We start from the raw sequence: 24,074 nt of genomic DNA, 5'->3' as shown, positions 1-24,074 counted from the left end.
TATATTATCCCTTCACACAACGCGCAATTAGCTTTACCTTTGCGATATGGAATATTACAACTATCTAAAATCCCTACATCTTATATTTATTGTGACGTGGTTTGCAGGCTTATTCTATGTGCCGCGCTTGTTTATGTATCAGATTGAAGCTTCTGAAAAACCCGAACCAGACAGAACGATTCTGGGAGATCAACTGGCTTTGATGACTAAACGTCTCTGGAAAATAATAACCTGGCCTTCGATGATTTTAGCCAGTCTTTTTGCCTTTATGATGCTGCATTTAAACTCGGGGATTTTATATGCTCCGTGGATGCAGATCAAACTGGGATTTGTGGTTTTACTGTATGCCTACCATTTTAAAAATCATCAGATTTATAAGCAATTGCAGGCCGGTAATTTTAAATACACCACCAAGTTTATGCGCATCTGGAATGAGGGACCAACGCTTATTCTTTTCGCAGTTATTTTTCTGGTAATTACAAAAAGTACAACCAACTGGATTTGGGGATTGGCCGGTTTAATTACCTTGGCCATACTTTTAATGTTGGGCATAAAACTCTATAAAAGCATACGCGACAAAAATCCCAATGCCTAACGGCGCGGTTTTTGATACCTATCTGCCAATGAAATTCAATAAGCTTTCTTTACGCCTGCGCATCTTTTTTGGGATGGTATTTCTCATTTTGGGAGCTTCGATCCTCATTGGGATTATTAGTGTCGTTCAATATAAAGAAGAGGCTAAAGAATATCACAGAGATCGTTTGTTGCGTAAAGAAGATCAGATCAGGGCAGAGATCGCTTATGTTTTAGACCAGACGACTTATGAGGTTATTTCTGAGAATATTCCGTTTATTTTAAAGTTTAATAACGACATCTACCGCATTGCAGATGTTCACGATTTACCCATCAATATTTATGATCTCAACGGAAAGCTTCTAGTCAAATCAAAGGAAAGTTTTACCGAAGACACCTTAGAAACTTCCTTAAACCCCAATGTATTAGAAGGTTTAGCAAACATGCCTACTAAACGCTGGGTGGTACAATCTGAGATTGACGGCGTTAAATATCAATCTTCATATACGTACATCAACGACAACCAGTTTAAGCCGCTGGCGATTATGAATCTGCCGTACATTCAGGATGATGATTTCATCACGCGTGAACTGGACGAATTTTTACGCCGTCTGGCAGAAGGGTATTTGTTTATGCTCTTGATCGCAACTGCGCTATCGTATTTCTTATCGCGATACATCACGCGTAGTTTAAAAACCATAAGTGATAAGATGATCCAGACGCGGTTAGATAAACGCAACCAGCGCATTGAGATTGATGATGCCAGTGAAGAAATCAGCAATCTGGTAAAATCCTATAATGGGATGATCGACGAGCTCGAAAATAGTGCGGCAAAACTTGCACAAAGTGAGCGCGAAGCGGCGTGGCGCGAGATGGCCAAGCAAGTAGCACACGAGATCAAAAATCCCTTGACGCCAATGCGTTTGACAGTGCAGAGTTTCCAGCGACGTTTTGACCCTGAAGATCCAGAGATTCATAAAAAGTTAGATGAATACAGCAAAACCCTCATTCAGCAGATAGATACGATGAGTTCGATTGCGGAGGCTTTTTCCAATTTTGCAAAAATGCCTGCACAGCAAAACGAAACGCTTAATGTGGTTTTTGTGACCAAATTAGCACTGGATATTTTCACAGAGCATTACCTTACTTTTGGTACAGATTCCGAAGAAATTATTGTAAAGTTAGACCGTACCCAGCTCATTAGAGTGATCACCAATCTGGTAAAAAATGCCATTCAGGCTACCGAAGATGTAGAAGATCCTAAAATTAGGGTTGAGATTAAAGGCGATGCAGACACGGTGTGCATTCTGGTTTGTGATAACGGTCACGGTATTTCTGAAGAGAATGCCGAAATGATATTTGAGCCTAAGTTTACCACAAAATCCAGCGGAATGGGGCTGGGGCTGGCGATGGTAAAAAATATTGTGGAAACCTATAACGGAACCATTACCTTTACTTCTAAGGCTGAAAGAGGAACCGTTTTTAAAGTAACTTTTCCTATTGCTGAGGTATAGATCTACCTGAAATTGAGCCTTACATCTAGCAATAACTTCCACCTTGTGGAATAAAATAACGACTATGAATTTTGAAAATCTTATTTATGAAGTCGATGATCAATTGGCTGTCATAACCATCAACCGACCTAAAAAGTTAAACGCACTCAACCGCGATACCATACAAGAACTGCATGATGCCTTTGCTGAAGCAGATGCTGATGAAGATATAGGGGTTATCATCTTGACCGGAAGCGGCGAGAAAGCATTTGTTGCCGGTGCAGACATCAGTGAATTTTCTGATTTTGAAGAAGAAGAAGGAGCGTTGCTGGCGCGAAAAGGACAAAAATTGTTATTTGATTTTATCGAAAATTTAAGCACGCCGGTGATCGCAGCCATTAACGGTTTTGCTTTAGGAGGCGGACTAGAATTGGCGATGGCAGCACACATTCGCATTGCGAGTGACAACGCCCGTATGGGATTGCCGGAAACTTCTCTGGGCCTGATTCCCGGCTATGGGGGGACGCAGCGTTTACCCCAACTCGTGGGGAAAGGTCGTGCATTTGAGATGATCATGACCGCGAGTATGATCAATGCTGATCAGGCTTTACAATACGGTCTGGTGAATCACGTGACGATGCAGGAAGAATTGATGTCGCACGCCGAAAAAATAGCAGCAAAAATCTTAAACAACAGTGGGGTAGCAATTGCTACAGCGATACACGCTGTAAATGCCGGTTTTAAAACCGGAGTCAACGGTTATGATACCGAGATCGAAGGTTTTGGAGCTTCTTTTGGTACCGAAGATTTTAAAGAAGGTACCAGTGCGTTTTTAGAAAAGCGCAAACCGGAGTTTCCGGGGAACTAAAGGCACTGCATTTGAGTAATTAAAAAACCGCTTACGAGCGGTTTTTTTGATCTTAACAAAACAGGAAATATTCCATATATTTGTAATAAATCCTATTTTATGCAAGCAGAAGGTGAACACTTAAAAGGGCGGGGAGCGCAAAAACATATTGCCAATCGGTTTGATCAAAACAGGCACGAGCTGCGGGATGATTTTTTAAACTACTGTGCGCAGGAAGGCGATGAGCCGCAAAATCTCAAGACGCTCTTTATAGATACATTTCCCAAAACTATAGTCAATAAAGTAGAAAGTCCAGATGTGGGAATGGGATATTCCCTTAACCCGTATCAGGGTTGCGAGCATGGCTGCGTATATTGCTATGCGCGCAATTCTCATGAATATTGGGGCTACGGTGCCGGTCTCGATTTTGAAAGTCGCATTTTAGTCAAACGCAATGCCGTGCGTTTGCTAGAAAAGCACCTCACCAAAAAAGGCTGGAAAGCTGCTCCCATCGTTCTTTCAGGAAATACCGACTGTTACCAGCCTGCAGAAAAGCGTTTTAAAATTACGCGTAACTTACTAGAGGCTTTTTACAAATACCGGCATCCGGTAGCTATTATCACTAAAAATGCATTGATTCAGCGAGATCTTGATGTCATTAAAGAATTGGCTGCAAACAACTTGATTCAGGTAAATATGTCTATTACAACTTTAGATGAAAAAACCAGACGCTTGCTTGAGCCGCGTACCGCAAGTATCAAAAAACGTTTAGAAACGGTAAAAAAGTTATCAGAATTGGGCGTTCCGGTTAATGTGATGACCGCACCCATAATCCCGGGAATCAACAGTCACGAAGTGTTACCGCTCATCAAAGCAGCAGCTGATCACGGTGCGCGCTCAGTAGGGTACACGGTAGTGCGGCTCAATGGTGCCATCGGTAAAATTTTTGAACAGTGGATTAAATCGGCGATGCCAGATCGCGCAGATAAAGTGCTCAATCAGATTGCGGCTTGTCACGAGGGCAATTTAAACGATTCCCAGTTTGGTCGCAGAATGCGCGGAAGTGGTGAGTTTGCTAACCAGATAAAAGCGCAAATGGAATTGGGACGTAACAAATTCCTCAAAGGAAGAAGCATTGCACCGCTCAATTGTGATTTGTTTGAGCAATACAGGCCGGGGCAACTTTCACTCTTTTAAATATTTTAAAGTGGCATAGTTTCTGTGTATTATTATAAACTATGCTAAATAATCAAAAGGTATATTTTGGATTAATCGGGTTGCTCTTATTCGCTTCATGTAGCAAGCTGACTAAGGCTACCGATTTTATAACACAGCCCACAGCGCGGGAAGTTTATGCACGCAACTTTGAATCGGATTCTTTGCCCTATATTTTTTGGAATATGGCATTTAAAGAAGCACTTCAGGACAGTCTACACGTAAATTCCCCCTATCAGGAAATGGGGATATTCAATCCTAAAATTAATCCGGTTTATGCCTATGAACTCTATCTCGAACGGGGCCGTAACTACGATTTCAGTGTTTTGACAGATACCATAAATCCATTAGTTTTTATAGATCTGTATGAGAAAACTTCAGATAGTATATCTCCTTTTAAACTTGAGGAGCAGGCGGCTTATGAACAATCAACGTTGAATTTTTCGCCTAAAAAGTCAGCGATTTTTAAAGTGGTTTTTCAACCTCAATTGAACGCTGCGTCAAATTTTACACTAACTATATCGAGCACACCCGGCTATAGTTTTCCGGTAGCGGGCATTTCAAGTAAAGCCATACAAAGTTATTGGGGAGCGCCCAGGGATGGTGGTAAACGCAGTCACGAGGGTGTAGATATCTTTGCATCACGGGGTACGCCTGTGCTCGCTAGTGTAGCCGGTAAGGTGAGTAGAACCGGCAATCTCGGTCTGGGTGGTAAGCAGGTATGGTTGCGAGACGGACTTTTGGGTAACAGTTTATATTATGCGCATTTAGACAGTATTATTGTAACTAATGGTCAGCGCGTGAAAATTGGGGATACTCTAGGTCTGGTAGGCAATACGGGTAATGCGCGTACAACACCACCGCATTTGCATTTTGGGGTTTACAGTCGGGGTAGTGGTGCGATTAATCCGTTGCCGTTTGTAAAAGAAGAGGCTAAACTGGCGGACAATCAGAAAGCTTCAGAAATTTATAACAGGTATTTGGTTAAGTCAGTCCGTGCTAATTTGAGAAGTAGCGCTTCGGCAAAATCTCAGCAAATAGGTTCACTCACGCGGTTAGATACAGTAAATCTTCTAGGTGAAACAGCAGATTGGTTGCATGTTGAAACTTCAACGGCAAAGCGAGCATTTGTTCATAAAAGTTTAGTGACTCCGCTTTAGTTGTAATTAACGTTTTTTTGGCTGCAAGAGCACCAAAACCTTGGTATTTTTAAACTGAATTATAAAAACGCAAACGATGTCGTTATTCGGAAAAGTAAAAAATACAATAGGCCTGTTGAAATCGGTAGATTTAGATGCTCTGGCAAAACTCTCTCAAAAAGTTGATCTGTCTCAGGTAATGAGTGCTGTGGGAAATCTTGATGATCGTCAACTGAAAGGTTTGATGAAAATGCTGAATTCTCAAGCAAAAAAAGGTCAGCATAAATTACCACCCATTGATGGGGATTTTTACAACCTTGCGCAAAAGCTTTCTCCTGAAGAGCGTGCGCTTCAGATGAAGATGCGGAATTTTATGGAAGACGAGGTAAAACCTATTGCTAACGATTTTTGGAATCGAGCCGAGTTTCCGCATGAGATTATCCCCAAGTTTGCTGAACTTAATTTAGCCGGTATCGCTTATAAAGGGTACGGCTGTCCCGGTGAATCCTTTTTGATGGAAGGAATCTTAGCGATGGAACTTGCCAGAGTTGATGTTTCTATTTCGACATTTTTCGGTGTACATAGTGGTTTGGCAATGGGCTCTATCTACCTCTGCGGAAGCGAAGAGCAAAAACAATACTGGTTGCCTAAAATGCAGAAGTTTGAAAAAATAGGTGCTTTTGGTCTTACAGAGCCCGATGTAGGTTCTGGTGCTGCCGGCGGATTGGGAACAACATGTAGAAAAGAAGGTGAGGAGTGGGTATTAAACGGAGAAAAGAAATGGATAGGTAACGCCACATTCTCTGATATAACAATCATTTGGGCACGTGATGAAGAAAGCGGTCGGGTAAAAGGCTTTATCGTGCGCAAAGAAAACCCCGGTTTTAAAGCTGAGAAGATGAAAGATAAAATGGCGTTGCGTACTGTTCAAAATGCGTTGATCACACTTTCAGATTGTCGTGTTCCCGAAAGTGATCGCTTGCAAAATGCCAACTCCTTTAAAGATACCGCAAAAGTATTGCAAATGACACGCGCCAGCGTGGCTTGGCAGGCAGTAGGTTGTGCCCGTGGTGCTTATGAAGCAGCGTTAAAATATACCAAGAAACGGGAGCAATTTGGTCGTCCAATTGCTAGTTTTCAGTTGATACAAAACCATTTGGTCGAGATGGTTTCAAATCTCACCGCTATGCAAACGCTTTGTTTCCGCTTAAGCGAGATGCAAGATGGTGGCCAGTTGACTGATGAGCACGCTTCTTTAGCAAAAGTCTTCTGTTCGATGCGCACCCGCGATGTCGTAAGTCGCGCCCGTGAAGTAATGGGCGGTAACGGTATTCTACTGGAGTATGATGTAGCACGTTTTGTGGCAGATGCCGAAGCCATTTACAGTTATGAGGGTACTAAGGAGATCAATTCACTTATTGTAGGTAGAGCGATCACCGGTTATAGTGCTTTTGTGAGCTAAACCTATTTTATAATAGATTCCAAAAGATTTTTATAGGTGTTTTAATATCCCGTTATTTGCACTTGAAAATTTTAAAATTTATAAAATGAAATTCAATAGATTATTTCTAGCCTTACCTGTTGCACTTACCTTAGTGAATTGTAATGATTCTAAAATGAACTCAGGAGGTGACGCAGACTTAAAAACCTTTAAAGATTCTGTTTCTTATATCATAGGTGCGAATACCGGAGCACAATTTAAACAAGCTTTAGGAGATAATCCTGATGAGTTTTTTGATGTTGATGTATATGAACAAGGTGTGCGCAAAGCGCTTACTGATAGTGTAGAAATGCCACAGCAAGTGATGCAGCAAGTGATGCAGAAGTTCCAGATGCAATTGCGCGAAAAGCAGCAAAAAGAGCAAGAAGCTAAAGCAGAAGAGAATAAGAAAAAAGAAGAGGTATTTTTGAAAGAAAATGCTACGAAAGAGGGTGTTCAAACTACCGAAAGCGGATTGCAGTATAAAATAATCGAAGAAGGAAGCGGTGACAGTCCATCTGAGACCGATAAAGTTGAAGTGAATTATGAAGGTAAATTACTAGACGGAACCGTTTTTGACAGCTCTTACGAGCGTGAAGAATCAACTACTTTTGGTGTAAATCAAGTAATCAAAGGATGGACAGAAGGTCTTCAGTTGATGAAAGAAGGAGCAAAATATGAGTTCTATATCCCTTCAGAATTAGCGTATGGTCAAAGAGGTTCTGGTGCTAAAATAGGTCCGGGAGAGCCACTTATATTTACCGTAGAATTGATCGACGTTAAAGATTCAGAATAAAAATTGACATTTATAGTAATTTCCGTAGTATCCGGCGCGCTTATATTAGGTGCTTTTTGGGGGATTTACGGGAGTTTATCTAAGAAAACAGAGGGCTTTCTCGTTGCTTTGGCAGGAGGAGCCCTTATTGTTTCTACTGTATTAGAATTGATTAACCCGGCGATAGAAAAAGCCAGTATTGGTATTGCGCTGGGTATTGTTATGGCAGGTGCAGGTGTTTTTACCGCACTTGATTATCTGGTGAAGAAAAAATGGGGTTCAGATAGTGGTGGGGGGTTACTCGCTGCAATTACTCTGGACGGAATTCCTGAAAATCTTGCACTGGGAGTGGCACTTATTGGTGCCGATGCGCTTACCGTTGCTGCGCTGTCCGGTTCTATTTTCTTATCCAATCTTCCTGAAGCAGCAGGCGGAGCTAAAGAAATGACCAAAAACGGTTCTTCTAAAAAGAAAGTGCTTTTGCTGTGGTCTGCAACAGCTTTAATCTTATCGCTTGCAGCACTTTTAGGCAATCAACTGCTTGCTGACGTTCCAGATGAAACGCTGGCTTACATCCGTTGCTTTGCAGGGGGTGCCGTAGTTGCTTCTCTCGCTATAGAAGTTTTTCCTAAAGCATACAAAGATGACAGTTATTGGGCAGGTATCGCTACTGCTATAGGTCTTGTTCTCGCCTTTTACTTAAACAGCTTTAGCTAATAGTTCGCTTGCGCGGAAACTCTTCAGATCTACCCATATTCTAACTAAATTTTAAAAGAGTATGCAATCGCTTTTGCGCCAAACAGCGTAATTTTAAAGGAAGAAAGGCAGAGGTCTTCTGTTTCTAAATTCTTTAATCATTTAGCAAAATGGCTTACATAGATTATTATAAGGTTTTGGGTCTTGATAAATCGGCTACTGAAGCTGAAATTAAAAAGGCTTACCGCAAACTGGCCCGAAAATACCATCCTGATGTGAATCCCGGCGATACTGAAGCTGAAGAAAAATTCAAACAGGTTAATGAGGCAAACGAAGTTCTGAGTAATCCTGAAAACCGAAAGAAATACGATAAATACGGGAAAGACTGGCAACATGCTGACGCTTACGAGCAGGCAGAACAACAGCGCAATCAATATTCCAGATCTGCTTCTGGTGGTGGACGCGCCCAATACAGTGGAGGTTTTGATGAAGGAGATTTTTCAGATTTTTTCGGTTCTATGTTTGGCGGAGGTGCCGGTGGTGGTTTTCGCGGTGGAGGTCGCCAGGCACAATTTAGAGGGCAGGACTTTAATGCAACACTAGAACTTGAGCTGCGCGAAGTTTTTGAGAAACACAAACGCACACTTACCGTTAATGGTAAAAATATACGGCTTACAATACCTGCCGGAGTAGAAAATGGGCAAACCATAAAGATTAAAGGCTACGGTGGTCCGGGTGTAAGTGGGGGTCCTAACGGGGATTTATACCTTCAATTTATCATAAACAACAACACCTCTTTTAGAAGAGATGGTGCTAACCTGTATAAAACCGTTCCTCTAGACCTGTATACTTCAATTTTAGGAGGCGAACTTGTCATAGAGACCTTTGATAGCAGCGTCAAGCTCAAAGTTGCCCCAGAGACTCCTAACGGCAAACAAGTGAAACTCAAAGGCAAAGGCTTTCCGGTTTATAAGAAGGAAGGTCAGGCTGGTGATCTATACATCACTTACGAGGTTAAAATGCCTCAAAACCTTTCGGATAAGGAAAAAGAATTATTTGAAGAACTTGCAAAATTAAGGTCCTGATGAGCACTCCAGATTATATACCAGTATTAGAATTATGTGAGCAATACCACATAGAGCACACGTTTTTTACCGAATTACACGACAAGGGAGTTCTTGAAGTGGTTACCGTATCTCAGATGCGCTGTTTACATCACGACAGCATTCCTGTTTTTGAAAAAATTATGCGTATTCACAATGAACTAGATATCAATATTGAAGGTATAGATGTCATTCTCAATCTGCTTGATAAAATTGATAAATTAAACAGACAACTTGTAAAAACTCAAAACAGACTGCGTATTTATGAGTAGTTTAGCAGCTTAATTGTATTTGATACTTGTTATATGAAAAGAATATTGCTTTTTATCCCGTTGGGATTCTTGTTTTTAAATTGTGGTGGCACAAAAGAAGTTGTTGTTGAAGAGGAACCTTTACTTCAAAGTTTTCAGGATTCTGTGGCCTATTACATGGGCGTGACCATTGCAGAAAGTATTAAAAAAGACCCGGTTGCTTATGACAACTATTTTGAGAAAAAAGTTTTTTTAGAAGGCTTTCAGGAAGCGCTTAAAGACAGTTCTGCGATTTCTGAGAAAGAGGGGAGAGCGGTAATGATAAAGTTCAACCAAGAGCTTTCTGACCTTAAAGAAGCAGAGCGAAAAAAGCGCATAGAAGCGCAAAAAGAATTCTTAGCCGAAAATGCAAAGAAAGAAGGAATAATCACTACCGAAAGCGGATTGCAGTATGAAATCATACGTGCAGGTAATGGTGCTACGCCCGAAGCTTCAGATAAAGTTGAGGTAAATTATGAAGGTAAATTAATTGACGGTACCGTTTTTGACAGTTCATACGAGCGCGGAGAACCCATAACTTTTGGGGTAGGCCAGGTTATAAAGGGCTGGACCGAAGTTTTACAATTGATGAAAGAAGGAGCCAAATACCGTGCTTATATCCCGGCTGATTTGGCGTACGGAGATCGTGATATGGGAGAAATTCCACCGTCTTCAACTTTGATTTTTGATATAGAATTACTTGAAGTAAAGTAAAACCATATATTGATAATAAGAAAGCCCGCTAAACTAGCGGGCTTTCTTATTATCAATATTTTTAAAATTAGGGTGCAGGGTTAGGGATTGAAGTATGTATTGCTTCGATATCCTCTAATAGTTCAGGAGTTAGTTTAAGGTCTATGCTGCTTATGTTTTCTTTAAGTTGCTCTAAAGAAGATGCCCCAATGATGTTAGCAGTCATAAATGGCCGGTCTGTGACAAAAGCCAGTGCCATTTGTGCTAAAGAAATGTTGTGCTTTTTAGCAACTCCCTGATAACGTTTTGTGGCTTCAACCGCCTGCTCATTAGAATATCTGTTGTATTGTGGAAATTTGTTGATTCGCGAATCTGGTTTATCTGTGCCATTTATATATTTACCCGAGAGTACCCCAAAAGCCATAGGCGAATAGGCTAAGTAACCCACATCTTCGCGATGCATAATCTCGGTAAGACCTATTTCATCTTTTCTGTTAAGAAGACTGTATGGGTTTTGAACCGTGATCATTTTAGGAAGTCCGTTGCGGCTTTCTTCTAAATAACGGGAAAGACCATAAGGTGTCTCGTTGCTTAGCCCCACATGCCTGATGAGACCTTCTTTTACAAAATCCTTTAAATTTTCAAGAATCTCAGCAAAGTTATCTTGCCAGCTTTCATTGGCATCATGGCTGTAGCCCAATTTGCCAAAATAGTTGGTATTACGCTCTGGCCAGTGCAGTTGATACAGATCGATATAATCAGTCTGTAAGCGCTTTAAGCTTTTATGAATCGCGTCTTTAAACTCCGCTTTAGTATAACCGCCGGTTCTGATGTGTTTAGACATTTCTGCCGGTCCCACAATTTTTGAAGCGATAATAAGATCGTCTCGTTTACCGCGGTTTTTAAGCCAACTGCCTATGATACGCTCTGTGCTTCCGTAGGTTTCTGCTCTTCCGGGAACGCTGTAAAGTTCTGCTGTATCTATAAAATTAATACCTTGTTCAATAGCATAATCAAGCTGAGCGTGTCCTTCAGCTTCTGTGTTTTGCTCGCCCCAGGTCATCGTCCCGAGGCATATTTTACTTACTTCGATCTCTGTATCAGGAAGTTTTGTATATCGCATGTGATCTAGATTCTTTTAGTTTTATAAATCGAGATGCGAAGTTATTACAATAAATATAGCAATCAGCTTACCGTAGCGGTTAAAGTAGTATCGTTCAAGGTTGTTGCATATATTTTTAGATCTCGGGTGCTTCCGGCTGAGTTTTGAGGCCCCTGAACAGTATCTCCGTCAAGCTCATAGGTAGCAAAATGCAATTGACATTCTATAATATTTTGCGCTCCTTTAAAAATCAATTGCCCGCCCTGATGCGGACAAACTGCCTCTGTAGCAATGAACGAATCTGCAGTATTTCCGGTGGCGATGCGTATAAATAAAACACTGTTTACTCGTTTTTGATCTCCTACATTAGGTATATCTGATATGGCCAGATTAACTGTTGTGCCGCTACCACCACTACCGCCGTTGCCTCCTGAGCCAGTATTACCGCCCATATCTCCCATACCGTCATCGCTGCTGCTACAGGAAGCGAGTAAACACGAACCAGAACAAGCGATTAATACCCCTTTTCCTACTGAAAAAATAAAGTCCTTTCTATTCATAATACTGAGTTTTTAAAGTTGCTACATAAGCACTTGTTAGTTTTTAAGGTTGAAACGGGGTGAGGAGTTGATATTGAAATCACTATCCTGTTAAAAACATACGGTATTCTAAGCGATAAGGTTTTCGCAAAGGTATTATCTGACGTTTATAAAAGAAAAAACCTCTGCATTTGCAGAGGTTTTTTGATTATGAGGTTATTGAAATATATTTAAATATCATTCAAAAGTTTAGTGACTTCATCCAGTTTAGGGGTAAGAATCACTTCAATTCTGCGGTTTTTAGCTTTACCTTCTGGAGTAGTATTAGGTGCTACAGGAGCAAATTCCCCGCGACCAGCAGCTGTAAGGTTTTTAGGATCAATCTGACCGTTTTGACTTAGGATTTCAACAATAGCAGTAGCACGTTTAGTAGATAAATCCCAGTTGTTCTTCAGCGGTCCGTTGCCACCATAGGGCACATTATCTGTATGACCTTCAATAAGGACAGCGATTTCAGGATTCTGAGCCAAGACGCTTCCTAATTGGTTTACAGCCTGACGACCGTTAGTTCCTACTGTCCAGCTTCCGCTATCAAAAAGCAGTTTATTTTCTAAAGAAACATACACTTTACCATCGCGTTGCTCTACGGTAAGACCGTTACCTTCAAAATCAACCAAAGCTTTAGAGATGGCATCTTTAAGCGCACGCATTTTAGCATCTTTTGCTGCAATCATAGATTCTAATTCTTCAACCCTGCGAGAGCGCTCTGTAAGATCGCGCTGCATTTTTTCAAGACGGGTTTGTTCTGCAGCAAGTGCAGCTTGTTTCTCATCCAACTCACCTAATAACTCGCGATTTTTTTTAGAATTTTCGGCAAGTGCTTTAGAGCTGTTTGCTTCTAATGCATCATACGATTCTTGCAGGTTTTTAAGATTTGCTTGTGCAGCAGCATATTTACGTTGTAAATCATCGCGTTCTGCAGTGGTAGTTGCAAGCTCTTTTTCTAATTGAGCAGCTTGTTCTTCAAACTGCTTGCGCAAACGTTCTGAAGTTGTCAAGTCGTGATCCAGGTCTTGGTTTTCGGCTTTTAGATCTGCGAAGCGTGCTTCAAGATCTTTGTAAACTTTTGCCGAAACACAAGAAGTCAATGTGGCTGCGGTAAAAGCGATAAGGCAAACTTTTTTAAGCATATAATCTGTTTGTTAATTTGTTGAGTAACGTTTACAATAGCTATTATATTGGCTTACCGGCTCCATGAAAATAACAATTTTTAAAAGTCGTGTTCAAGCTCTAATAATGCCGGGCAATGATCGCTGTGTTTCGCTTCGGGTAAAATAACCGAACGTTTTATTTTATTCCTTAAAGGCTCGCTCACCATATTATAATCTAATCTCCAGCCCTTGTTGTTAGCGCGGGCATTGGCGCGATAACTCCACCAACTGTATTGCTCTACATCAGGATTTAAATGTCTAAAACTGTCTGTAAAACCACTATTTATAAATCCGCTTAGCCACTCACGCTCTACCGGTAAAAAGCCGCTTACGTTTTTAAGCCGCACAGGATCGTGAATATCAATAGGCTCGTGGCAAATATTATAATCTCCACCTACCACAAGATTAGGTCTGGTTTTGCGCAGGTCATTAGCATAAGCCTGAAAATCTGCCATATATTTTAATTTGAGATCCAGTCGGTCTGTATTGGTTCCGCTGGGTAAATACATGCTCATAATGCTCAGGTCCCCAAAATCTACTCTGATGTTTCGGCCTTCAAAATCCATATATTCAATCCCAGTGCCGTGAACTACATTATCTGGCTTTTTCTTAGTAAGAACAGCGACCCCACTGTATCCCTTTTTTTGAGCACTAAACCAGTAATCGTGATAGCCCGTTTCTTCAAAAATATTCATGTCTAATTGCTCTTGATGCGCTTTAGTTTCCTGCAATAACAATACATCAGGATCTGCAGCTTTGAGCCATTCAAAAAGGCCTTTCCGTGCCGCTGCTCGGATACCGTTTACGTTATAGGTGATAATTTTCATGCTTACATTTTGGGTTTTGGCGAAGGTAGCGATTTAAGCAGAAATCAGAAGCGTGTATCACGTGCGCAAATGTCTGTGAGTTGCGTAACCTTTATACTTTTTCCCGTAGATTTATAGCCGATGCGAAGTCTTGTAATTATAGTTCTACTGGTGTTTTCTGCGACAAGTATTGCGCAGGAACTTCGGTTTAAAGAAAATAAGACCAGGACTCTTGCGGTACAGGACACGATACGTTTAGATTCGGTAAGTATCAATCCGATTGATTTTGAGGTCTATACGACAGCAGGTGTTTTGGTTGATTCTTCGGCTTATACGATAGATTATGGTAGATCTCTTTTTTCGCTTAAGCGGAAGGAATCCAGACCCGATTCTCTGACTTTTAAGTATCGCGTTTATCCTGAGTTTTTAACCAAAATTTATTTTGAATATGATCCTGCACGGGTTGTAAACAGCGAAGGAAACTTAAGCAGAGTTTATGCATTAACCGAAGAAGACGAGAAACCGGCTTTTAAGCCTTTTGATGGCTTGACGACTTCGGGAAGTTTAGTGCGCGGGATAACCAGCGGAAACAACCAGAACAGCACACTCAACAGCGAACTCGATCTGCAAATAACCGGTAAATTGAGTGAAAAGGTATCCTTGAGTGCCTCTTTACAAGATGCTAATATTCCGCAGCAAAACGGCGGGTATTCGCAACGTTTGGATGAGTTTGACCAGATTTTTATAGAGCTCTACAGTGACGATTGGAGCATACGGGCAGGAGACATCAATCTTGAAAATTCAACTTCCTATTTTGGGCGCTTTACAAAAAAAGTTCAGGGACTTTCGCTGGGCGGAAGACTGGATCATGCTAACTCAGAGACTGATCTTTTTGCGACTGGCGCATTGGTGCGCGGCGTGTTTACACAAAGCAGATTTACAGGGCAGGAAGGCAATCAAGGGCCGTATAAGTTAAGCGGACCTAACGGCGAGTTATACGTGCTTATTGTGAGCGGTAGCGAACGGGTTTTTGTAAATGGCGTTTTGCTGGAGCGTGGCGAAACCGCAGATTATGTAATAGATTACAATGCCGGTGAATTGCGATTTAATCCCACGTTTCCCATCACGAGTGAGATGCGTATTTCGGTAGAATATCAATATAGTGAGCAGAATTATACCCGTGTTATTGCGTATGCGGGAGGCGGTCATACAACTGAAAATAGTAAGCTAGAGTTACGTGCTCATGTCTATTCTGAAAGTGATGCTAAAAATCAGCCGCTTTTGCAAAATTTGAATCAGGAACAGGTGGCTGTTTTGCAGCAGGCCGGTGATGATGCTACTCAAATGATCGCACCTAGTGCCAATCCTGATGCCTATAACGAAAACAAGATATTGTATCAAAAAGTGAATATTCAAGGTCGGGAGGCTTTTGTGTTTTCTAACGATCCTGAAGCCGAACTTTTTAATGTGCGTTTTACACAAGTAGGGGTCAATCAGGGTGATTATATATTGGCAAATCAGAACGCTATTAGTCGAATTTATGAGTATGTAGCTCCGGTAAACGGAGTGCCTCAGGGAAACTATGCGCCCGTAATTCGACTTTTTGCACCCACTAAATTGCAAATGGCAGTCATGCAAGGGGCTTATAATCCTTCGGAAAAAACAGCGATTTCTTTTGAAGGGGCAGGAAGCAAACAGGATCTCAATTTATTTTCTGATCTGAACGATGCTAATAACGATGGCTTCGCCGGAAGACTTCAGGTAAAGCAGCGACTTTTAGGAAATTCTCAAAAGCAAACGCTTGATGCCTATGGAGATCTGGATTACATTCAGGATGATTTTAGAAATATAGAACGTACCTATGCTATTGAATTCAGTAGAGATTGGAATTTGACGCTTGTTCCACAAGGAAATCAGACGTTGGTAACTTCGGGACTGCAGTATCAAGATACGGCTTTAGGATTTATTGATTATAAGTTTGAGCATTTAAGCTTCGCCGAGAATTATACCGGATCACGCAATAGTGTTTCCGGAGCATTTCGGCATAAAAACTTGCGAACCCTGTTTAATGGAAGTTATCTCAAAACTGAAGCAGACACGGCAAATACTTCTTTCTTTAGACTGAATACCGCCGCTATATATGGATTAAAAAAGAACTGGATAGGTGCAAAAGTACGCGCAGAAAGCAATGAAAGTAAAAACCCTTTAACCGAAATTTATGATCCGCTGAGTCAACGGTTTCAGGCATACGAAGCGTTTGTGGGTAGGGGAGACAGTACGGGTGTTTTTGTTGAGGTAGGATATCGCTACCGGGTAAATGATAGTTTGCGCGGTAACAATTTAACGCGTGTAAACCACAGCAATACGTATTATTTCAAGTCGCAGCTTGTAAAAAGCAAAAACACTTCACTGGGTATTTTTACCAATTACCGCAAACTGAATTACGAAAACCAAGCTATAGAGGCAGAGCAGTCGTTGAACTCAAGATTGTTATACGATCAGAAATTGTTTAAAAATCTAATCAGGCTCAACACGGTTTTTGAAACCAGTAGTGGGACGCTTCCGCAGCAAGAATTTACCTATGTAAAAGTTGATGAAGGTCAGGGTGTTTTTACGTGGAATGATTATAACGGTGATGGCGTGCAGCAGTTGCAAGAATTTGAGGTGGCTCAATTTAGCGATGAGGCAGATTTTATCCGGGTTTTGTTGCCCAATCAGGTTTTTGTAAAAACACATCAGAACAAACTAAGCCAAATCATAACCCTCAATTTACAGCAGTGGAGCGGTAAAACAGGCTTTAAAAAAATAGCTTCCCATTTTTACAACCAGACGAGTTATTTAATCGACCGTAAAGTTTTGAGATCTGGAGAAAGTTTTGATTTGAACCCGTTTAATGATAGCGAAAGCACGCTGGGTTTAAACCTTAATTTTAGAAATTCTCTTTTCTTCAATCGTGGAAAACAAAAGTATACTACGAGTTACACCTACTTAGCAAATTCAACTAAAAATCTAATATCGTTAGGATTGCAAACTAATGAATTGCGCAGTCATCAACTGGTTTTTTTACATAAAGTAAAGGCTAGCTACCTGATCAATTTAAAAGCAGATCTAGGCTCTAATACCAGTATTTCAGAAAATTTTGAACAGCGTAATTATGACTTATCGCTTACAGAAATAAGTCCAAAACTTTCATATTTATTTAGTGATAACTGCCGTATTGAAGCATTTTATGCCTTCAATACAAAAACAAATACGATAGGGGATGAAGAAGCCCTTACCCGTCACGATCTGGGGATGGGATTCTCGTTTAGTGACGCTTCAAAACTGTCTTTAAATGCCGAAATAAAATATATCAAAAATGACTTTGCCGGTAGTGCTTTTTCGCCTGTGGCATATCAAATATTAGAAGGTTTACAACCCGGAAGCAATTTTACATGGAATCTTTTGGCACAAAAAAGACTTACTCAGTTCTTAGATTTGAATCTGTCGTATTTTGGTCGTAAAAGTGAAACTACACGCACCATTCATACCGGTACGGTACAGTTGCGTGCATTTTTCTAGAATAAAATGCGTTAGATTATTTGACTATTATTTTTTTGGAAAGTCCGCCATCGCCGTTTCCTAACCGTACGATATAAACCCCGCTTGAAGCGTACGACATATCCAGATCATAGACATAGCTTCCGTATTCATTTTCGATCCAGTTTTCAGCTAATTTTTGACCTAGAATAGAATAAACCGTTACTGCCATTTTTTCGGTAGTTGTATTGGTGCTTAACGAGATTTGAAATTGATTTTTTTCAGGCTCAAGAACTACCAGTTCACTATCTGGGAAAATATTTTCTTCTACCGAAAGGCTGTTAAAAATGCGTACGCTATAATCATTAGTACGACCATAGGCTAACGTGCCACAGGCATCATTGAGGTCACCATCTTCATTATTATCGTTTCCGCGTATGCGCATTCTGTAAGTGCCTAGCTCAACATTGTCTGGTAAATCGACTGTGAACACAGCATCTGTATCTGCTGTTTGTACTGTTCCGCTAGAAACCAGTTCAGAAGCTTCAAAGCCACCATTGTTATTAAAGTCAATAAAGATCACATAGCCAGAATTTTGATAGCCCATTTGCAAAGTACCCATATAAGAGTCTTTTTGTACATTTAAGTTAAATGTAGTGTCAAGATCTGCACTATATCCTGTACTTGAACACGCTGGTGTTACCAGAGTTCCCTCAAGGGTAAGTAAGGTAACTCCATCTCCAAAATCTTCGCAATTAGAAACCGGCTGGCAATAATTGTTGGTTACAGTTTTGCTGACTTCATCGTTAGCAGGATCACTATCTCCATTTAGATTGGTGCCTGCAACTATTTCATAAGAACCTATTTCAGAAAAATCTTCTGTGATACTAAAAGTAAAAGTCTCTGAAGTTTGAGCTGCAATAGTGCGGTTATAGATTTCGATAACTTGTTCACCCCCATTTATACTGTAATAAATCGGGAAGTTATTCTGCGCATCCTGACCGTAATTGGTTACGGTTACAGAAATTGAAACAGCAGAACCCAAACCAGAATCAGATTGTGGAGTGTCTATAGATGAAACACCAATATCATTTTGCCATAGATTTTGAACAATCACAGTCATCGCATCGTTAGAGGTATCCTCATCGCCATTGAGATGGGTACTTGCTGTGATTTCATATTCTTGCCCTATGGTTGATAAGTCTGCTGTTTGCGCAAACGTATAGGTGCCTGTCTCATTGAATGCAAGATTTCCGGTAAATGTTTCATTGACGGTGACCCCATTTAGGGTATAACTAACCGGAATCGCAGTTTGTGTTGAATTACCAGCATTTCTAATCGTAAGTGTTATTGCTTCAGAATCGGTTAACGCGCCATCTTGGGGATTATCTATAGCGATCACCTGAACATCATTAGCTTCATCTACTGCAAGCCTAAAAACGCTTACAAGGTCTTTACGACGGGTGTTGAAATACTCTGTGATGAACCAAAACGTCTCCTCATCTGAAGGGTCAACGGTAAGATGTGTGTAATCTGCATAGCGCTCTGAAGAACTTACACCGGTACTGGTAGCAATAAGTGCTTCGGGAATAGACATTTCTCCAGCTGTGTCATTATCGTATCTTCCGGTAAAGTTGATGGTGACCGGCTGATTTTTACTTACGGTTGTGTATCCCATACCTATATTTCCAGAGCCATCCATAACCATACTTGCTGCAAAGGCATTATTACCGGTAGGAGATACATAGGTTCCTTCTTGAAAGATTGACCAGGGTTGGCCGTCTGCTGTTTGACGTAATTCATACCAACGAATACCCGCTTGTTCTTCACCAATAGGTGCTACATTGACAACAAAGTTGAAAACTGCCGAGTTGTGATCATCAAATTTCCTAAACTGAGCCTGATTCATCACGGTACCTTGCATGGCATCAATATCTGGTCCGGATGGTTGCGGCAGATTCGAGAAGCTTCCTCCATCAAAAACACCATTAAAATCTGTTACCGGTATAACATCAGGTTGAGAAATTGAAGAATTGGCAGGTGTGGTCCAATCTACAGCAACGGTCCATAATTTTAAGTGATCTTCGGCTACACCAGACCACGAGTCGTCTTGATAATACACAACAGTTGCACCGCCAGTTGTAGGAGCATCTGGACTGCTGATGTTGAAAAATTGCGGACTGTAAAAGCCGTTAGTTTGCAGCGTAGGTAATGGAAAACCAATAAAGCCAACATCAGTTAAACCCTGAAGCATTTTTTCACGCTCCATCACAAAAATTGCATTACCTGTTGCCTCTCCACCGCTTAACCGGATGTTTGAGGTTATATAATAACCGTCTCTCCATACCGAATATTTAGGATAATCCGGGAAGGCACCGGTTTCAAAACCTGCAGTATAGATGTACCAGCCGTCATTTACAGGATCAGAACCTTGGCAAATGGCAATGTTTAATCCGTTTACAAACTCATTTTTATCAGTGCTTTCATCTTCATTTTCAAATTGGGTGATAATAAAGCGATCTGCCGGGGCATCATATAGAACGATAGGGTCTCCTGCGTTATTGTCGGCAAAAAGAGAGCCTAGACTTGCTTCTGGAGCAAGCTCGTTACCTGCTTTGTCAAAAATCTTAAATCCTGCGTTCCAGGCAGCAACATAATGATTGGGACCAACGGCTCCTGTAGGATCTGAGGGCGTAAAATTTGAGGTATTTGCTTCAAATACATTTATAGGCTCCAGATCAAATGATTTGCTTTCTGTTTTATCTTTTTGTTCTTTAATAAGTGGATCTCCGTTTTTGGGTAAACCTTTTCCCGGAACCACTTGATTGGCCTGGCGTCTTTTAGGATTGATTTCTTGTGGCTCAATAGATTTGTCTGGTGTTGTAAATGTTCCGTTTTGTATTTGAGAAGCTATACTGGGAACTTCACGAACAAATTTTATAGATCTTACAAAGGAAGGTTTTTCTTTTGTCTGGCCGATAGCCGTTTCTGGAATCAGAAAAAAACCAGCTATAAAAAAAATAGTGGTTAGAATGGTTGTATTCAGTTTCTTGCGGCTATAAAAATATATCATTTGAACAGGTTGTGGTCTTTAAATGTACGAAAGAAACAAATAAAGAGATTTAAAAAAAGCTCCCAGTGGGAGCTTTTTAATCATATAATAAATGGGACTATTCAATACTTTTAATTTTGACGCCCAGATATTTGTAATGCATAAACCTAGTGTTTCATCCAGTGTTTAAAATCTATTTTTTGATGTAGAATGGTGTTGAGTTCAGAAATCTTAACACGTTTTTGTTCCATCGTATCACGGTCTCTGATTGTTACACTTTCATCTTCTAGGGTGTCGTGATCTACGGTAATACAAAATGGAGTACCTGCAGCATCTTGACGTCTATATCGGCGACCTACAGCATCTTTCTCGTCATAAGCCACATTAAAGTCATACTTCAGATCATCAATGATTTTTTGAGCAACTTCTGGCAAACCATCTTTTTTAACCAGCGGTAAAATCGCTGCTTTTACCGGAGCTAAAATAGCAGGTAGTTTTAAAACAGTACGTGTAGAGCCGTTCTCTAATTCTTCTTCTTCAAGAGATTGCGAGAATACGGCTAAGAACATACGGTCAAGCCCTATTGAAGTCTCTACTACATAAGGCACGTAACTTTCATTCAACTCATGATCGAAGAATTGTAATTTTTTACCAGAATGCGCTTCGTGCGCTTTAAGGTCAAAATCAGTTCGGCTGTGAATTCCTTCTAATTCTTTAAAACCAAATGGGAAATTGAACTCAATATCGGCTGCAGCATTCGCATAGTGTGCCAGTTTCTCGTGATCGTGAAAACGGTAATTTTCTTTACCTAATCCTAACGATAGATGCCAGTTGAGGCGGGTTTCTTTCCAGTGCTCGTACCATTTTAATTCTTCTCCGGGACGTACAAAAAATTGCATTTCCATTTGTTCAAACTCACGCATTCTAAAGATAAACTGGCGTGCAACGATCTCGTTTCTAAACGCTTTACCGGTTTGCGCAATACCAAAAGGAATTTTCATCCTTCCTGTTTTTTGAACGTTTAGGAAGTTTACAAAAATACCTTGTGCCGTTTCAGGTCTCAAATATAAATCGGTTGCAGTCTCTGCAGAAGCTCCCAGTTTTGTCCCAAACATCAGGTTAAATTGACGCACATCTGTCCAATTTTTAGAACCGGTATCCGGGTCTGCGATGCCCAGTTCTTCGATCAAGGCTTTTACATCTGCAAGATCTTCAGCCTCCAGAGAGCGGGCCATGCGTTTAAGCACAGTTTCCTGCTCTTCACGATAGCGAAGAACCCGTGGGTTTGTAGTTACAAACTCTTCTTCATTGAATGCATCACCAAAACGTTTTTTTGCCTTTGCAATTTCTTTCTCTGCTTTTTGATTCAGCTTTTCTGCATAATCTTCAATAAGCACGTCTGCGCGGTAACGTTTTTTTGAATCTTTATTGTCAATAAGCGGGTCGTTAAAAGCATCTACGTGTCCGGAAGCCTTCCAGGTAGTGGGATGCATAAAAATAGAAGCGTCTAGCCCTACGATATTTTCGTGCATTTGCACCATACTTTTCCACCAGTAATCACGTATGTTTTTCTTAAGTTCTGCCCCGTTTTGACCGTAGTCATAAACAGCGCTCAAGCCGTCATAAATCTCGCTACTCCCAAAGATGTAACCGTATTCTTTTGCGTGTGATATTACCTTTTTAAAATGATCTTCCTGTTGTGCCATTTGGTATGTTGCTTTTGTGTTTGGTATAGGTTGTTTCTTTATGAAGAAACAAGGCGGTAAAAATAAAAAAACCGCAGCAATGCAGCGGTTTTTTTATAGGTTGATTTTTAAGAAGATGATCTTGATATTTTTTTAATAAATGCTTTGTAGCAGTTTATTCTAATTCTATAACGCTATTGCTCAGCAGACGGTCATTCTCAAAAAGATTGATGCGGTAAATTCCCGGTTTAAATTCTTCTGCCATAGGGTTGATCCACACGCACGAATTAATTTCTTCGTTTTGATAATTGATTTGCTGATACGCGCTATAAATCAAAATATTCTCGCCGAAGGCTAAAGAAACGTGCTCACCCATCACATTATTCTTAGGATTTATAACCTGAATGTAAAAATCGTGAACTCCGGGTTTTGCAAGTATATTCTTATTTACGGTATAGCAAATTTCAATTTTATCAATACGACTGGCGCGATCGTTAGGCACTGTTTTGCCACTACGACGTAAGATCACACCGCTGGTTTTAAACTTGCTTACATTGAGTTGTGCACCTTTTGCGAGGTTGTCTTGAAGCGCTTCATTTTGTTGCTTGAGTGAATCTCGTTGTACAACGGTTTCATCAAAAGCTGCTTCTGCAGTGGTTTTCTGAGAAACGAGTAAAGCGTTTTCCAGCAACAAACTGTCTGCTTTTTTACGAAGCGCATCCCGCTCATCTCGTAAAATAGCCAGTTCTCTGCGATAATTTTGTAAAGTGGTTTGCGTAGAATTTGAATTCTCGAGACGAACGAGTAGGTTTTGAATGCGAGACCGGGCTTGTTTGAGCTCTGTAGTAAGCAGTTTATTACTTTCTATTTCTGAATTGTAATTGGTCAAAAGTGCGCTCAATTCTTCTTTAAGCAATTCTTTTTCTTCAGATAAGGCGACCTTACTTGCACTGAGTTCATGATAAAATTTATAGGTGTATCCACCCAGACCGAGCAGTAATAGAAATAATATACCGATAAGAATCTTTAAAGCATTGTTATTGCGAGTTGCGCTCATGCAGCCTATTTTGATATCTTAGTGCGAAAGTTATAATTTTTAATCAAATTGAGGTGAAGTCTTTACTTAAACTCTTCTATCCCGATCAATGTAGCGCCTGCTCTCAGCTTTTAAGTTTGGGTGAAAACCTCATTTGCACCTCGTGTAGACACGCACTACCAGTTACTCATTTGAATACTACAACGTACAACCCTATCAAAAAATTATTGAGAGGGCGTACTACTTTAGAATTAGCAACAGCACTCTTCTATTTTGACAAGAAAACACGCGTGCAACAACTTATACATAATTTAAAATACCGCCGTCAGGAACATTTGAGTGCTTATTTTGGAAACTGGCTGGGTGCAGAGTTGCTCGAAATAGAAGCTTACCAACACATAGATTGCATAGTGCCTGTGCCGTTACATACAAGAAGATTGAAAGAACGCGGGTATAATCAAGTTGCAGGTTTTGGGAAAGCGATCGCAAAGGCATTAGAAAAGCCATATTGTGACACCGTTTTATACCGAAAAAAAGCAACACGTACTCAGGTTTTTCTCAATAGAGGTCTACGCTCTACTGAAGTTATCGACTCGTTTGATGTACTTGAAATAGAAAGCCTGGCAGGAAAACACATTTTGCTTGTTGATGATCTGATAACAACCGGCGGAACTGTTGAAGGCTGTGCCATTGCACTTCAAAAAATACGGGGAATCAAACTAAGTGTTGCTGTTATGGCAATAGCAGATTGATTGTTACGTTTAAAAACAGCAGCTTTCTCGCTTCTAAGAAACTAGTATCTGCAGCTAATCTTTAAAAA

At 40.6% G+C, this 24,074-nt stretch carries 20 protein-coding genes; 13 read left to right on the top strand and 7 right to left on the bottom strand.

The window, feature by feature from the left end:
• The first annotated feature begins 46 nt into the window (after nucleotides 1-46).
• From DSM02_RS01635 to DSM02_RS01585, 11 genes are all read left to right on the top strand, one after another.
• Complete coding sequence (locus DSM02_RS01635) at nucleotides 47-595, top strand: CopD family protein (RefSeq protein WP_128764008.1); 549 nt, start codon at nucleotides 47-49, stop codon at nucleotides 593-595.
• A 28-nt stretch (nucleotides 596-623) separates the two neighbouring features.
• Nucleotides 624-2,087: a sensor histidine kinase gene (locus DSM02_RS01630; protein WP_128764326.1), complete on the top strand. Its 1,464-nt coding sequence runs from the start codon at nucleotides 624-626 to the stop codon at nucleotides 2,085-2,087.
• Between the two features lie 64 nt (nucleotides 2,088-2,151).
• Nucleotides 2,152-2,934, top strand: a complete 783-nt coding sequence (locus DSM02_RS01625) for an enoyl-CoA hydratase/isomerase family protein (RefSeq protein WP_128764007.1) — start codon at nucleotides 2,152-2,154, stop codon at nucleotides 2,932-2,934.
• 99 nt (nucleotides 2,935-3,033) lie between these two features.
• The gene (locus DSM02_RS01620; protein ID WP_128764006.1) at nucleotides 3,034-4,110 is read left to right on the top strand and encodes a PA0069 family radical SAM protein; all 1,077 of its coding nucleotides are present in this window, start codon (nucleotides 3,034-3,036) and stop codon (nucleotides 4,108-4,110) included.
• 41 nt (nucleotides 4,111-4,151) lie between these two features.
• Complete coding sequence (locus DSM02_RS01615) at nucleotides 4,152-5,288, top strand: M23 family metallopeptidase (protein WP_128764005.1); 1,137 nt, start codon at nucleotides 4,152-4,154, stop codon at nucleotides 5,286-5,288.
• 76 nt (nucleotides 5,289-5,364) lie between these two features.
• Nucleotides 5,365-6,729, top strand: coding sequence for an acyl-CoA dehydrogenase family protein (locus DSM02_RS01610; protein ID WP_128764004.1), 1,365 nt, complete (start codon nucleotides 5,365-5,367; stop codon nucleotides 6,727-6,729).
• An 85-nt stretch (nucleotides 6,730-6,814) separates the two neighbouring features.
• Complete coding sequence (locus tag DSM02_RS01605; RefSeq protein ID WP_128764003.1) at nucleotides 6,815-7,543, top strand: FKBP-type peptidyl-prolyl cis-trans isomerase; 729 nt, start codon at nucleotides 6,815-6,817, stop codon at nucleotides 7,541-7,543.
• A 3-nt stretch (nucleotides 7,544-7,546) separates the two neighbouring features.
• Nucleotides 7,547-8,239: a ZIP family metal transporter gene (locus tag DSM02_RS01600; protein WP_128764002.1), complete on the top strand. Its 693-nt coding sequence runs from the start codon at nucleotides 7,547-7,549 to the stop codon at nucleotides 8,237-8,239.
• Between the two features lie 149 nt (nucleotides 8,240-8,388).
• Nucleotides 8,389-9,303 carry a DnaJ C-terminal domain-containing protein gene (locus DSM02_RS01595; protein WP_128764001.1) on the top strand — a complete coding sequence of 305 codons (915 nt, stop codon included), beginning with the start codon at nucleotides 8,389-8,391 and terminating at the stop codon, nucleotides 9,301-9,303.
• On the top strand, nucleotides 9,303-9,593 hold the full coding sequence (locus DSM02_RS01590) for a chaperone modulator CbpM (protein ID WP_128764000.1): 291 nt from the start codon (nucleotides 9,303-9,305) through the stop codon (nucleotides 9,591-9,593). Before DSM02_RS01595 ends, DSM02_RS01590 begins: the two co-directional genes overlap by 1 nt.
• A 33-nt stretch (nucleotides 9,594-9,626) precedes the next feature.
• Nucleotides 9,627-10,325: an FKBP-type peptidyl-prolyl cis-trans isomerase gene (locus DSM02_RS01585; protein WP_128763999.1), complete on the top strand. Its 699-nt coding sequence runs from the start codon at nucleotides 9,627-9,629 to the stop codon at nucleotides 10,323-10,325.
• A gap of 67 nt (nucleotides 10,326-10,392) precedes the next feature.
• Here DSM02_RS01585 and DSM02_RS01580 read toward each other — a convergent pair whose 3' ends face one another.
• From DSM02_RS01580 to DSM02_RS01565, 4 genes are all read right to left on the bottom strand, one after another.
• Entirely contained in the window at nucleotides 10,393-11,427 is a 1,035-nt protein-coding gene (locus DSM02_RS01580) for an aldo/keto reductase (protein ID WP_128763998.1), read from the bottom strand.
• Between the two features lie 62 nt (nucleotides 11,428-11,489).
• Nucleotides 11,490-11,966: a QcrA and Rieske domain-containing protein gene (locus DSM02_RS01575; protein WP_128763997.1), complete on the bottom strand. Its 477-nt coding sequence runs from the start codon at nucleotides 11,964-11,966 to the stop codon at nucleotides 11,490-11,492.
• Between the two features lie 209 nt (nucleotides 11,967-12,175).
• The gene (locus tag DSM02_RS01570) at nucleotides 12,176-13,135 is read right to left on the bottom strand and encodes an OmpA/MotB family protein (RefSeq protein ID WP_128763996.1); all 960 of its coding nucleotides are present in this window, start codon (nucleotides 13,133-13,135) and stop codon (nucleotides 12,176-12,178) included.
• Nucleotides 13,136-13,215: 80 nt separating this feature from the next.
• A complete protein-coding gene (locus DSM02_RS01565; protein ID WP_128763995.1) occupies nucleotides 13,216-13,983 on the bottom strand; it encodes an exodeoxyribonuclease III in 768 nt (255 codons plus the stop codon).
• 120 nt (nucleotides 13,984-14,103) lie between these two features.
• Here DSM02_RS01565 and DSM02_RS01560 point away from each other — a divergent pair, with 120 nt between their 5' ends.
• Nucleotides 14,104-17,523 carry a hypothetical protein gene (locus tag DSM02_RS01560; RefSeq protein WP_128763994.1) on the top strand — a complete coding sequence of 1,140 codons (3,420 nt, stop codon included), beginning with the start codon at nucleotides 14,104-14,106 and terminating at the stop codon, nucleotides 17,521-17,523.
• 16 nt (nucleotides 17,524-17,539) lie between these two features.
• Here the strand turns inward: DSM02_RS01560 and DSM02_RS01555 are convergent, their stop codons facing one another.
• The 3 genes from DSM02_RS01555 to DSM02_RS01545 form a co-directional block, all read right to left on the bottom strand.
• Nucleotides 17,540-20,554, bottom strand: a complete 3,015-nt coding sequence (locus tag DSM02_RS01555; RefSeq protein ID WP_128763993.1) for a GEVED domain-containing protein — start codon at nucleotides 20,552-20,554, stop codon at nucleotides 17,540-17,542.
• A gap of 146 nt (nucleotides 20,555-20,700) precedes the next feature.
• Complete coding sequence (locus tag DSM02_RS01550) at nucleotides 20,701-22,239, bottom strand: glycine--tRNA ligase (protein ID WP_128763992.1); 1,539 nt, start codon at nucleotides 22,237-22,239, stop codon at nucleotides 20,701-20,703.
• A gap of 154 nt (nucleotides 22,240-22,393) precedes the next feature.
• On the bottom strand, nucleotides 22,394-23,275 hold the full coding sequence (locus DSM02_RS01545) for a hypothetical protein (RefSeq protein ID WP_128763991.1): 882 nt from the start codon (nucleotides 23,273-23,275) through the stop codon (nucleotides 22,394-22,396).
• A gap of 170 nt (nucleotides 23,276-23,445) precedes the next feature.
• Here DSM02_RS01545 and DSM02_RS01540 point away from each other — a divergent pair, with 170 nt between their 5' ends.
• Nucleotides 23,446-24,006 carry a ComF family protein gene (locus tag DSM02_RS01540; protein WP_240673955.1) on the top strand — a complete coding sequence of 187 codons (561 nt, stop codon included), beginning with the start codon at nucleotides 23,446-23,448 and terminating at the stop codon, nucleotides 24,004-24,006.
• The last annotated feature ends 68 nt before the right edge of the window (nucleotides 24,007-24,074 follow it).

It is taken from the genome of Leeuwenhoekiella polynyae (genome assembly GCF_004104075.1).
GTDB lineage: Bacteria > Bacteroidota > Bacteroidia > Flavobacteriales > Flavobacteriaceae > Leeuwenhoekiella > Leeuwenhoekiella polynyae.
This window is presented reverse-complemented; position numbering and strand designations above follow the sequence as displayed.